Here is a 13,203-nt window from a genome sequence, read left to right on the forward strand (position 1 = left end):
TTCCTGTCCCCCAACATAAGTGTGCTTGTGTATGTGTGCACCGACACCCTACCCGACTTCGCGGCAGGCACGGCGCAACAAAAGCAGGCGCCGGACGAGTCTCCGACGCCTGCTTTGGTTACGCGGTTTCTACAGCACGGTGATGGCGCGGTCGGTCGGCGCCACCGGTGCGGGCAGCCGGGTGGAGCCCATCAGCCACTGGTCAACGGCGGCCGCGGCGGCCCGTCCCTCCGCGATGGCCCAGACAATCAGGGACTGCCCGCGCCCGGCGTCGCCGGCGGCGAAGACTCCCGGGGTTCCGGTCATGTAGTAGCCGTCGCGGGCCACGTTGCCCCGGTCATCAAACTCCGCGGAGACCTGCTCGGCCAGGCCGGCCGGCTCCGGCCCGGTGAAGCCCAGGGACAGGAAGACCAGGTCCGCCGGAATAATCCGCTCGGTGCCGGCCTTCGGCAGCCGTCGGCCGTCTACGAATTCCGTCTCGGCCACCTTCACGCCGGTAAGCCTCCCGTCCTCCCCCACGAACTCCACGGTGGATGCCAGGAACGTGCGTTCCCCGCCTTCCTCGTGGGCGCTGGCCATCTCGAACAGCGTGGGGTACATCGGCCACGGCTGGTGCGCGGCGCGCTCGGCGGGCGGCTGCTGGCCGATCGCCAGGGTGGTCACCGACGCGGCCTGCTGGCGGTGCGCGGTGCCCAGACAGTCGGCACCGGTGTCTCCGCCGCCGAGGATCACCACGTGCTTGCCCTCGGCGCTGATCTGGTTCTTGACGTTATCCCCGGCCACGGCACGGTTGGACTGCACCAGGTAGTCCATGGCGAAGTGCACACCGGACAGCTCCCGGCCCGGGATGGGCAGGTCGCGGGGCACGGTGGCGCCGGTGGCGATCACCACGGCGTCGTAGCGGCGGCGCAGCTGCTCCCAGCTGATGTCCCTGCCCACTTCGACGCCGGTGCGGAAGCGGGTGCCTTCGGCGCGCATCTGTTCCAGCCGGCGGTCTACCTGGATTTTCTCCATCTTGAAATCCGGGATCCCGTAGCGCAGCAGCCCGCCGATCCGGTCATCCCGCTCATACACGGCCACGGTGTGCCCGGCCCGGGTGAGCTGCTGCGCGGCGGCCAGCCCGGCGGGGCCGGAGCCGACGACGGCGATGGTGCGGTCGGTCAGCCGCTCCGGCGGATGCGGGGTAACCCAGCCCTCGCCCCAGGCTTCGTCGATGATGGAGACCTCCACCTGCTTGATGGTGACCGGCGGCTGGTTGATGCCCAGCACGCAGGAGGCCTCGCAGGGGGCCGGGCAGAGCCGGCCGGTGAACTCCGGGAAGTTGTTCGTGGCGTGCAGCCGTTCAATGGCCTCGGCACCCTTGTCCCGCCACGTTAGGTCATTCCACTCGGGAATGAGGTTGCCCAGCGGGCAGCCCTGGTGGCAGAACGGGATGCCGCAGTCCATGCAGCGTCCCGCCTGGGCCCGCAGCACGCCCTTTTCCTGCGCCTCGTAGACTTCCTTGTAGTCCATGATGCGCACCGGCACCGGACGCCGCGGCTGGGTTTCCCGCTCCCGTACCTTCAAGAATCCGCGTGGATCAGCCACCGGTAACCTCCAAAATCTTGTTCCAGGCCTCGGCGCCGTCGGGATCGAGTCCCGCTTCGGCGGCGGAGGCGCGGGCGCCGAGCACTGCCGCGTAGTCCCGCGGCAGCACCTTGGTAATGCGGGAAACCGTGTCCTCGAAGCTCTCCAGCATCTTCTGGGCCAGGTCGGAGCCGGTCTCCTCCAGGTGCCGGACCAGCAGCCCGCGGATGATGTCGACGTCCTCGGCGTCCGGGGCATCGAGCAGCAGCTCGCCGCGCTCCAGGGACTCCTTGTTGACGCGGGCGGATTCCAGATCCACCACAAACGCGGTGCCGCCGGACATACCCGCGCCGAAGTTCCGGCCCGTGGGCCCCAGGATCAGGGCCTGCCCGCCGGTCATGTACTCACAGCCGTGGTCACCGATGCCTTCGACGACGGCGGTGGCCCCGGAGTTGCGCACCAGGAAGCGTTCGCCCACCTGGCCGCTGAGGAACATCTCGCCGCTGGTGGCGCCGTAGCCGATCACGTTGCCGGCAATGACGTTGCGTTCGGCCGCGAAGACGTTGCCGCGGTCCGGGCGGACGATGATCCGGCCGCCGGACAGGCCCTTGCCCACGTAGTCGTTCGAGTCGCCGAACAGCCGCAGCGTGATCCCGGCGGGCAGGAACGCGCCGAGCGACTGCCCGGCCTGCCCGGTGAGGGTGATGTCGATGGTGTCCGGAGCCAGGGTGTCCACGCCGAAGGTCTTGGTGACGGTGTGCCCGAGCATGGTGCCCACGGACCGGTCGGTGTTGACTACGTCCAGCGCAATCCGCACCGGCGCCCGGTTCTGCAAAGCGTCGGCGCTCATCTCGATGAGCTTATTGTCGAAGTGCAGATCGAGTTCATGGTTCTGCTGCACCATGTTCCGCAGCGGCGCGCCGGGATCCACCTCGGGTCCCCGAAGGATCGGTTCCAGGTCCAGGCCGTCGGCCTTCCAGTGGTCGATCGCGGCCTGGGTGTCCAGCAGCTCGGTGCGGCCAATGGCCTCCTCGAGGGTTCGGAACCCGAGCTCGGCAAGGATTTCGCGGATTTCCTCGGCAATGAACTCGAAGAAGTTCACCACGAACTCCGGCTTGCCGCTGAACCGGGCCCGAAGTTCCGGGTTCTGCGTTGCCACTCCCACCGGACAGGTATCCAGGTGGCAGACGCGCATCATCACGCAGCCTGAGACCACCAGCGGTGCGGTGGCGAAGCCGAATTCCTCGCCGCCCAGCAGCGCCGCCATCACGACGTCGCGGCCGGTCTTGAGCTGGCCGTCCACCTGGACCACCACCCGGTCCCGCAGGCCGTTGAGCATCAGGGTCTGCTGCGTTTCTGCCAGCCCGAGTTCCCAGGGAGCCCCGGCGTGCTTGAGCGAGTTCAGCGGCGAGGCGCCCGTGCCGCCGTCGTGCCCGGAGACCAGCACGACGTCGGCCTTCGCCTTGGTCACGCCGGCCGCCACGGTGCCGATCCCGGCTTCGGATACCAGCTTCACGTGTACCCGGGCGCTCGGGTTGGAGCGCTTCAGGTCATAGATCAGCTGGGCGAGGTCCTCGATGGAGTAGATGTCGTGGTGCGGCGGCGGGGAGATCAGCCCGACGCCGGGCGTCGAGTGGCGGGTGCGGGCCACCCACGGGTAGACCTTCTGCGCCATCAGCTGGCCGCCCTCGCCGGGCTTGGCGCCCTGGGCCATCTTGATCTGGATGTCCTGCGCATTGGTCAGGTACAGGCTGGTGACGCCGAACCGGCCGGAAGCCACCTGCTTGATGGCCGAGCTGCGCTCCGGATCCAGCAGCCGTTCCGGGTCTTCGCCGCCCTCGCCGGTGTTGGATTTGGCACCCAGGCGGTTCATCGCGATGGCCAGCGTTTCATGCGCTTCCTGGGAGATGGACCCGTAGCTCATGGCACCGGTGGAGAAGCGCTTCACGATGCTGGAGACGGGCTCCACCTCGTCCAGCGGCACGGGTGTGCGGTCCCCGGTGCGGAAGTCCAGCAGCCCGCGCAGCGTCATGAGGTTCTTGGACTGGTCGTTCACGCCGTGGGTGTAGGCCTTGAACACGTCATACCGGCGTTCGCGGGTGGCGTGCTGCAGCCGGAAGACCGTCTCCGGGTTGAACAGGTGCGGCGGTCCTTCGCGGCGCCACTGGTATTCGCCGCCGTTGTCCAGGGCGCGGTGCGGTTCCTCCACGCCGTCGCTCGGGTACGCCTCGGCGTGCCGGGCAGCGGCTTCGGCGGCGATCACGTCCAGGCCGACGCCGCCGAGCTGGGTTTGGGTGCCGTGGAAGAATTCGTCCACCAGTTCCTGGCCCAGGCCGAGCGCCTCGAAGGTCTGCGCGCCGCAGTAGGACGCGACGGTGGAAATGCCCATCTTGGACATGATCTTCAGGACGCCCTTGCCCAGGCCCTTGATCAGGTTGGCGACGGCCTCTTCGCCGGTGACACCGGTGATGTCGCCGTTGCGGACCAGCTCCTCGCAGCTTTCCATGGCCAGGTACGGGTTCACCGCGGAGGCGCCGTAGCCGATCAGCAGGGCCACGTGGTGGACCTCTCGGACGTCACCGGCCTCCACCAGCAGGGAGATCTTTGTGCGGTTGGCGCTCTTGAGCAGGTGGTTGTGGACTGCGGAGAGCAGCAGCAGGGACGGGATGGGCGCCCACTGGGCATTGGAATCCCGGTCCGAGAGCACGATGTACTGCACACCGCGGTTCACTGCACCGGAAACCTTCTCGCAGATCTCGCTGATCCTTGCCCGCAGTTCGGCTTCGCCGCCTTCGGGACGGTAGAGGCCGCGGACCTTCAGCGCTATCCGGTCGTCGTCGTCGGTGAGATTGGCGATCTTGGCGAGCTCGTCGTTGTTGATCACCGGGAACTTCAGCGCAACCTGGCTGGTTTTCACCTGCTTCAGGGAGAGCAGGTTTCCGTTGGGGCCAATCGAGGCCTGCAGGGAGGTGACCAGTTCCTCGCGGATGGAATCCAGCGGCGGGTTGGTGACCTGGGCAAAGGACTGCACAAAGTAATCGAAGAGCAGCCGCGGCCGCTTGGAGAGCACGGCGATGGGGGTGTCGGAGCCCATGGCCCCCAGCGGTTCGGCGGCGGTGCGGGCCATCGGACCCAGCAGGATCCGCAGTTCCTCCACCGTGTAGCCGAAGGTCCGCTGCCGGCGGTTGATGGAGGCCTTGGTGTGCAGCACGTGCTCGCGTTCGGGCAGTTCCTCCAGGCGGACCTGGTTTTCCTTCACCCATTCCGCCCACGGGTTGGCGGCGGCAACCTCGGCCTTGATCTCGTCGTCTTCGATCAGCCGGCCCTCGGCGGTGTCCACCAGGAACATCTTGCCCGGCGAGACGCGGCCCTTGCGGACCACCTTGGCAGGGTCGATGTCCACCACGCCCACCTCGGAGGCCAGGACCACCAGGCCGTCGTCGGTCACCCAGTAGCGGGCGGGACGCAGTCCGTTGCGGTCCAGCACCGCACCTACCAGCACGCCGTCGGTGAAGGACACGGCGGCGGGACCGTCCCACGGTTCCATCAGCATGGAGTGGTACTGGTAGAACGCCCGGCGGGCCGGGTCCATGGTTGCGTGGTTCTCCCAGGCCTCCGGGATCATCATCATGATCGCGTGGGTGATGGGCCGGCCGGAGAGCATCAGCAGTTCGGCCACCTCGTCGAAGGACGCGGAGTCCGAAGCGCCGGGGGTGCAGATGGGGAAGAGCTCTTCCGGGGTCTGCCCGAGCAGCGGGTTCTTCATCTGCGACTGCCGGGCACGCATCCAGTTCCGGTTGCCCTTGACCGTGTTGATCTCGCCGTTGTGCGCGATGGCGCGGAACGGCTGGGCCAGTGGCCAGGACGGGAACGTGTTGGTGGAGAAGCGGGAGTGGACAATGCCCAGCCGGGTCTTGAACCGCGGATCGGACAGGTCCGGGAAGAACGGTTCCAGCTGCGCGGTGGTCACCATGCCCTTGTAGACCATGGTCCGAGAGGACAGCGAGGGGAAGTACACGCCGAACTTGTTCTGCGAACGCTTCCGAACGCGGAAGGCCCGGGCGTCCAGGTCCTCGGTTCCGATCCCCTCTTCCGGGGCCAGGAACACCTGGACGAAGTGCGGCATGCAGGCCCGGGACATGGCTCCCACGAGTTCGGCCACGATGGGCACCTCGCGCCAGCCCAGCACCCGCAGGCCCTCGCTGGCTGCAATGAGCTCGACGCCGGCGCGTGCGGTCAGCTGCTCGCGGTCCTCGGTGGGCAGGAAAGCGGTGCCGACGGCGTAGCCTCCGGCCGCGGGAAGTTCAAAGTCCACTACTGCGCGGAAGAATTCGTCCGGGACCTGGGTCAGGAGGCCGGCGCCGTCGCCGGTACCTTCATCGGCGCCCACGGCACCGCGGTGCTCAAGGTTGCGCAGGGCGGCCAGGGCGGCGTCGACAATTCCGTGGGTGGGCTCTCCCTGCAGGGTGGCAATGACGGCCAGGCCGCAGGCGTCCTTTTCATTCTCGGCGCGGTACAGGCCGGAATCCTCCGGGAGCGCGGCGAAACGGGTGAACGGTGACACCACCGTGTTCGGAAAAGCAGACAGGGAATCAGTCATAAGAAGTGAGTCCTTCCCCCTTGTAGAGCGTTGGGAGGGGACAGCGCTGGCCCCTGCGGAAATCCATGAGGGGATGCTCCGCGGCGTTGATTGATTTTACGGCTCACTTCACCCCGGTAAACCCCGAAACTGATCCGGTTTTTACTGGGAATCCCTGGTGCCGTTAACCGCCGCTTTTCCGGAGGGGTGTCCCGGTGCTGCAGCCGCCTGGCGCCACGTCAATGTGGCTCCGCCTGCAGCGCCTTCGAGGGTAACCCGAAGGGTCAGGCAGAAGGTCCGTTGTCCTTGGACCGGTGAGGAAGGGACTCCTCGGTTTTTGTCTCTGCGAGATTAGCACGCACGGGGCGTTCGGCTGATGCCGATTCCGCATTCCCGGCTTCTGTTTCTTTCTCGTTATCCGCGGCGGGAATACCGCCCTGAGGTGCGGGTTCGTGGCCCGGCAGGTAAAGCGAGCCCTCCCCGCCCTTGCGGGCCTTGAAAGTCAGGTAAATGAACATCGCGATGGAGGCGACAAGGATCAGCAGGCTGGTCCACACATTGAGGCGTTGTGTGACGCCGAGCAGCGTAATCATTTCGGCGTCGTCAATGCGCAGGAGCTCGATCCAGAGCCGTCCGGCAGTGTAGAAGGCCGCGTAGATCCAGAACAGGCGGCCGCCGCGGAGCCGGAAGCGGCGGTCAAGCAGCAGGAGCAGGGCGACGCCGGCCAGGTTCCAGAGGGACTCGTAAAGGAACGTGGGGTGGAACGTGGTGCCGGGGGCGGCGCCGTCGGGGAAGTTGGCGTTGTCGGCGTCGATTTCCAGGCCCCAGGGCGCGTCCGTTTCGGAGCCGAAGAGTTCCTGGTTGAACCAGTTGCCCCAGCGGCCCACGGCCTGGGCCAGCAGCAGGCCGGGGGCACCGACGTCGGCGAACGTGGAGAGCTTGATGCCCGCACGGCGGCAGCCGATCCAGGCGCCCACGGCACCCAGTGCCACCGCGCCCCAGATGCCCAGTCCGCCCAGCCAGATCTGCGGAATGAGGGACAGGTCGCCGTCCGGACCAAAATACGCGTCCGGTGAGGAGACCACGTGGTACAGCCGTCCGCCGATGATGCCGAACGGGATGGCCCAGATCGAGATGTCCCAGACCGCGTCTTCCGGCAGTCCGCGCCGTTTCCAGCGCACGGACGTCATCCACAGGGCGAGCAGGATGCCGGCCAGGATGCACAGCGCGTACGCGTGGATGGTCAGCGGGCCCAGCGAGAAACTGCTGAAATCGGCAGGCGGGCTGGGAATGCTGGCGTACACGGACATCGGGTTCATTTGCTGGCCTTCGGGGCTCCGGTACTGAGGTCACGGGTAAGGGCGGCGACGGCGTCCGTGCCGCCGTCGCGCAGGGCGGCCACCAGGGCGGTGCCCACGATGACGCCGTCGGCATAGGCACCGATTTCACGCACGTGTTCGGCACGGGAGACACCCAGGCCTACGCAGACGCGCTGGGCGCCGGCGGCGCGGGCGGCGCTGACCACGCTCTGGGCGGCGTCGCTGACACTGTCGCGGGCACCGGTGACGCCCATGATCGAAACGGCGTAGACGAAGCCGCGGCTGGCGGCCACCGTGCTCTTCATCCGGGCTTCAGTGGAGGACGGGGCAACCAGGAACACCCGGTCCAGGCCGTACTTGTCCGACGCTTCGAGCCATTCGGAGGCTTCATCCGGGACCAGGTCCGGGGTGATCAGCCCTGCTCCCCCGGCTTCGGCCAGGCGGCGGGAGAACTCATCCACACCCATCCGGACCACCGGGTTCCAGTAGGTCATCACAAGCACGGCGGCGTCGGTGGCTGCGGTGATGCCGGCAACGACGTCGAACACCTGCGCCACGCGGAATCCGTCCGCCAGCGCCTGGGTGGTAGCGGCCTGGATGACGTGGCCGTCCATCACCGGATCGGAATACGGAATGCCGATTTCGATCAGGTCCGCACCGTTTTCCGCCAGGGCGATGCCTGCGGCGATGGTGGCTTCCACGGTGGGGAAGCCGGCCGGCAGGTAGCCGATAAGCGCGGCACGCCCCTGGGCTGCGGCCCGGTCAATCGCGGCCGCGGACTTGCTCTGCATTACCTCGGTGCTCAAAGCTGTTCCCCTTCTTTGCCGATTTCGGCTTCGGCTGAGCGCTCGTCCAGCAGGTTGAACCATTCGGCGGCGGTGGCCACGTCCTTGTCCCCGCGTCCGGAAAGGTTCACCAGGACAATCTTCTCGGAAACATTTCCGTCGGAGCCGGCCTCCTCGGCGAGCCGCCGGCCGACCTTGATGGCGCCGGCCAGGGCGTGCGCGGACTCGATCGCGGGGATGATGCCCTCGGTGCGGCAGAGCAGCTGGAAGGCATCCATGGCTTCGGCATCGGTGATCGGCTCGTAGCTGACCCGCCCGATGTCGGCCAGGTGGGCATGCTCGGGTCCGACGCCCGGGTAGTCCAGGCCGGCCGAGATGGAGTGCGATTCAACCGTCTGGCCGTCGTCGTCCTGCATGAGGTAGGAACGGGCGCCGTGCAGCACGCCGGGCCGGCCCAGGGTGATGGTGGCGGCGTGGCGGCCGGTTTCAACGCCGTCGCCGCCGGCCTCGAAGCCGTAGATCTTCACTTCGGGATCGTCCAGGAAGCCGTGGAAGATACCGATGGCGTTGGAACCGCCGCCGATGCAGGCGCACACCGCGTCCGGCAGCCGGCCGGCCTGCTCCAGCATCTGGGCGCGGGCCTCTTCGCCGATGACTTCGTGGAAGTAGCGGACCATGGCCGGGAAGGGGTGCGCCCCCGCGGCGGTGCCCAGCAGGTAATGGGTGCTGTCAACGTTCGCGACCCAGTCCCGCAGCGCCTCGTTGATGGCGTCCTTCAGTGTCTGGGAGCCGTTGGTCACCGGGATGACCTTCGCACCGAGCAGTTCCATCCGGGCCACGTTCAGTGCCTGGCGGCGGCAGTCCTCGGCGCCCATGTAGACCACGCACTCCAGGCCGAGCAGTGCTGCGGCGGTGGCGCTGGCCACGCCGTGCTGGCCGGCACCGGTTTCCGCGATGACGCGGGTCTTGCCCATCCGCTTGGCCAGCAGGGCCTGGCCCAGGACGTTGTTGATCTTGTGGGATCCGGTGTGGTTGAGGTCTTCGCGCTTGAGGAAGATCCGCACTCCGCCGGCGTGCTCCGAGAAGCGTTTGGCCTCGGTGAGCAGGGACGGGCGGCCGGAGTAGTTCTTGTTCAGGTCCGCCACCTGGGCGGTGAACTCGGGATCGGCCTTGGCCTTCTCGAAGGTGTCTTCCAGCTCGTCCAGGGCCGCGATCAGGGACTCGGGCATCCAACGGCCGCCGTACTCGCCGAAGTACGGACCGGGCGCGTGCCGCAGGGAGGAGACTCCCCCGTTCAGGAAGGCCTCCGTAACGCTTCCGGTTCCGGTTTCTGCGGCAGCACCGGCTGCCTGAGCCTGTTCCGACTTCCCGATCATGAGCTTTGTGTCCTGTCCTGCTTGAGCCCGGGCCGTTCCTGCCCGGACAGGGAGTTGGTGCTATGGGTCAGCTTTCACCGTGGTGCCGGGCGCGGGCGGCAATCGCCTTGGCGCCGACGGCGGTGAACTCGCCGATGGTTTCGGCCGGGGACGCGTGCTTCACGAGGGCTTCGCCCACCAGCACGGCGTTGGCTCCGCTGGAAGCGTAGTGCTCGACGTCGGCAGCGTCACGGACGCCGGATTCGGCAATCACCACGGGACCGGCGGGTATGCTGCCGGCCAGGGAGGCGAACACCGAACGGTCGACGTCCAGGGTTTTCAGGTTGCGCACATTGATGCCGATGATCCGTGCACCCAGGGCCAGGGCCCGGTCCACTTCTTCGGCGGTGTGGGTCTCGACGAGGGCGTTCATGCCCAGCTCGTGCGTGAGGTCCAGGAAGCGGCGCAGCTGCGCGTCCTCCAGCGCCGCAACGATGAGCAGGATCAGGTCCGCGCCGTGGGCACGGGCTTCCCAGATCTGGTACTCATCGACGGTGAAGTCCTTGCGCAGCACGGGGATGCCGGCGGCGGCGCGCACCGCATCCAGGTCCGCCAGGGATCCGCGGAACCGGCGCTGTTCGGTGAGGACGCTGATGACGGCCGCTCCCCCGCGCTCATAGGCTGCGGCGAGGGAAGCGGGGTCGGCGATGTCCGCCAGTTCGCCCTTGGAGGGGCTGCTGCGCTTGACCTCGGCGACAACCCGCAGTTCGGTCCGCGGTTGAGCGTTGCCGCCCAGTGCTGCGTAGGCGTCCAGCGGGGCCGGTGCCTGCAGCGCCTGCTCACGGACCTGTTCGAGCGAGACACTTTGCCGGCGTTCGGAAAGGTCTTCCCGAACGCCGGCAATGATGTCATCGAGAACGCTCACTCAGTGGCTGCTGTTCTTCAGCTTCGATCCGTTGACGCCGTAGCCTGCCTTGCGCATGATGAAGCCGACCAGCAGGCCGATCAGCATGACGGCGATGCCGGCGAAGAAGCCGACGAAGCTGGCCATGATGTAGGCAACGGAGGACACAGCGGCGCCGATGATCATAATCAGCACGCAGGTCCAGGCTGCGGGGGTGTTGCCGTGCCCGATGGTTTCATCGTGGATGCTGGCGTGGCTTTCGCCCTCGTTTTCCTGGCCGGCTCCCAGGTGCTGTTCGGTGCTGCTTGTGCTCATGATGAATCTCCTCGTTAACGAATCTGGTTTCCATTCTGCCATTACTGGGCGGAAACCCTTTCACATATTGCGCCGGTGTTCGGCGCAATCCGGTGGCTGTGGGGGAAACCTACTTGGGGTCGGTCGGGTCCTCGCCCCGCGTGAGCCGGTCCCAGCTGTCGATTTCATCGACGGGCGGGCCTGCCGCGGCGTCCTTGGGGTGACGTACCTCCGGGCTGGTTCCGGTGCCGGCTGCATCGGCATCCGGAGCCGCGCCGCCGTCCGGTTCCGCCGTGGGCGCGTAACGCCGCGACGTCGTCCAGTGCCGGCCCGCGAGGGCCAGCCAGATACCTGCGAGGGCAATGAGGATGCCGATGACCAGCGCGGCGTAGGGCATGGGGGTCAGTTCCACCTGTGTGCCCTCGGCGGAGCTGACGCCGATGGCCTTGCCGATGGCACCTGCCGCCCCCTGCAGGGGGTCGGCGATGATCGCCGAGGTGGCTACGGCCACTCCCACGCCGGAAACTACGATGATGACGGCGATGATCCAGCGGGCAATCCGCCCGGCGATTCCTGCCGCGAGGGCGGCGGCCACGCCCACCACGGCAAACGCGGTGACGGCGGTGGCGGCATCGCTGCCCGAGACGGCGACGTCGGGGGTCACGACGTTCGCGGCGGGCAGGGTGACGTTCAGCCAGGTGCGGGTGGTGGTGCCGAAGGCCAGTGCCGCCAGCAGGACGGTCACCATGATGACGATGCCCTTGCGCTGCCAGCGCGGGGTGGTGGTGCTCACTTGTCTGCTTCCTGTGCGATGGTTCCGGCGGGAGTGCCGGCGTCGTTTCCGGCGGGAGGTGCCGCAACGGTCTCCAGCGATCCGGCGAGGAGGGCGGCCCGCAGCGGAGCGGCCGCCTTGTTGACGGTTTCCTGCGCTTCGGCTTCGAGGTCCGAGTCGTTGACGATGCCGCCGCCGGCCTGGACGTACGCCTTGCCGTCGCGCAGCAGCGCGGAGCGGATGGCGATGGCCATGTCCATATCTCCGGCGAAGTCGAGGTAGCCAACGACGCCGCCGTAAATGCCGCGGCGGTGCGGTTCCACTTCGTCCAGCAGTCGCAGGGCGCGGGGCTTCGGCGCGCCGGACAGCGTTCCGGCCGGGAAGGTCGCGGCCAGCACGTCATAGGCGGTGGACGCGTCTGCGAGCCGGCCGACGACGGTGGAGACCAGGTGCATGATGTGGCTGAACCGCTCCACTTCCATGAACTGGGTGACGTCTATGCTGCCGGGGCGGCAGACCTTGGACAGGTCGTTGCGGGCCAGGTCCACCAGCATCAGGTGTTCGGCCCGTTCCTTCTCGTCTTCCAGCAGTTCCTCGGCCAGTGCCCGGTCCAGTTCGGAGGTCTTGCCGCGGGGCCGGGAGCCGGCAATCGGGTGCGTGATGACGTCGCGGCCGGTTACGGTGACGAGCGCTTCCGGGGAGGAGCCCACCACATTGAACGGGGTGCCGTGGGCGTCCTCGAAATTGAACAGGTACATATACGGGCTGGGGTTGGTGGTGCGCAGCACCCGGTAGACGTCCAGCGCCTCGGCCCGGCATTCGGCCTCGAAGCGGCGCGAGATGACCACCTGGAAGACTTCGCCGTCCACAATGGCCTGCTTGCCGCGCTCCACCGCCCGGGTGTATTCGGGCTTGGGCCAGCTTTCCTTCACGTTGGCGGCGATATCGACGACGGTTCCCGGCGCCAGCACGGAAACGGCCTGCGGGGTGGGTGCGGCGAGCCGGCCGAGCATCGAGCGGACGCGGGCCACGGCGTCGTGCCACGCTTCGTCCACGCGTTCGTCGGAGCCGTCGAAGTTGATGGCGTTGGCCACCAGCGTGACGGTGCCGTCGCTGTTGTCGTGGATGGCCATGTCCGAGACCAGGTTCATCGCGATCTCGGGCAGGTCCAGGTCATCCGCCGGCGGGTTGGGCAGTTTCTCCCAGTGCCGTACGGTTTCCCAGCCGACAAAGCCGACCATGCCCGAGGTAAACGGGGGCAGCTCGGCGAAACGGTCGGTGGCGAGCAGCTCCACGGTGCGGGCCAGGGCCTCGACCGGGCTGCCGTCGACGGGGACACCGGCGGGCGGTTCGCCGAGCCAGTGCGCCTTGCCGTCCAGCGTGGTCAGGGTGGCGCGGGACCGGGCGCCAATGAAGGAGTACCGGGACCAGACGCCGCCGGACGCGGCCGATTCCATCAGGAAGGTACCGGCCTCGCCGTTGGTGAGCTTGCGGTAGATGCCGATGGGGGTGTGTGCGTCCGCCAGGACCGTCAGGCGCACGGGAATCACCCGGCGGTCGGCGGCCAGGGCCCGGAATTCTTCCAGGGTGGGGCGGATGGCTCCTAGATCCTGCATGGTGGTGTTCCTA

The 13,203-nt window shown here is 67.6% G+C and carries 9 protein-coding genes; all 9 read right to left on the reverse strand.

The genetic code is table 11. The features are described 5' to 3' along the window. Positions 1-129 precede the first annotated feature (129 nt). Complete coding sequence (locus NNX35_RS09665) at positions 130-1,587, reverse strand: glutamate synthase subunit beta (protein WP_255867627.1); 1,458 nt, start codon at positions 1,585-1,587, stop codon at positions 130-132. Then, entirely contained in the window at positions 1,580-6,166 is a 4,587-nt protein-coding gene (gltB, locus tag NNX35_RS09670) for a glutamate synthase large subunit (protein ID WP_255867628.1), read from the reverse strand. Before gltB ends, NNX35_RS09665 begins: the two co-directional genes overlap by 8 nt. Before the next feature lie 263 nt (positions 6,167-6,429). Then, positions 6,430-7,464, reverse strand: coding sequence for a prolipoprotein diacylglyceryl transferase (gene lgt, locus NNX35_RS09675; protein ID WP_255766036.1), 1,035 nt, complete (start codon positions 7,462-7,464; stop codon positions 6,430-6,432). Then, complete coding sequence (gene trpA / locus NNX35_RS09680; RefSeq protein ID WP_255863312.1) at positions 7,461-8,255, reverse strand: tryptophan synthase subunit alpha; 795 nt, start codon at positions 8,253-8,255, stop codon at positions 7,461-7,463. The genes lgt and trpA overlap by 4 nt, the downstream gene beginning before the upstream one ends. A gap of 11 nt (positions 8,256-8,266) precedes the next feature. After that, positions 8,267-9,625: a tryptophan synthase subunit beta gene (gene trpB, locus NNX35_RS09685; protein ID WP_255766035.1), complete on the reverse strand. Its 1,359-nt coding sequence runs from the start codon at positions 9,623-9,625 to the stop codon at positions 8,267-8,269. Between the two features lie 67 nt (positions 9,626-9,692). Then, entirely contained in the window at positions 9,693-10,529 is an 837-nt protein-coding gene (gene trpC / locus NNX35_RS09690; RefSeq protein WP_255867629.1) for an indole-3-glycerol phosphate synthase TrpC, read from the reverse strand. After that, positions 10,530-10,823 (reverse strand): HGxxPAAW family protein, encoded by a 294-nt coding sequence (locus tag NNX35_RS09695; RefSeq protein ID WP_227922063.1) that lies wholly within the window; start codon positions 10,821-10,823, stop codon positions 10,530-10,532. A gap of 109 nt (positions 10,824-10,932) precedes the next feature. Beyond that, the gene (locus NNX35_RS09700; RefSeq protein ID WP_255867630.1) at positions 10,933-11,595 is read right to left on the reverse strand and encodes a Trp biosynthesis-associated membrane protein; all 663 of its coding nucleotides are present in this window, start codon (positions 11,593-11,595) and stop codon (positions 10,933-10,935) included. Further along, positions 11,592-13,190, reverse strand: coding sequence for an anthranilate synthase component I (locus tag NNX35_RS09705; RefSeq protein WP_255867631.1), 1,599 nt, complete (start codon positions 13,188-13,190; stop codon positions 11,592-11,594). The genes NNX35_RS09700 and NNX35_RS09705 overlap by 4 nt, the downstream gene beginning before the upstream one ends. Between the last annotated feature and the right edge of the window lie 13 nt (positions 13,191-13,203).

Origin of the sequence: Arthrobacter sp. zg-Y844, from assembly GCF_024385465.1 — a bacterium.
Taxonomy (GTDB): Bacteria; Actinomycetota; Actinomycetes; order Actinomycetales; family Micrococcaceae; genus Arthrobacter_B.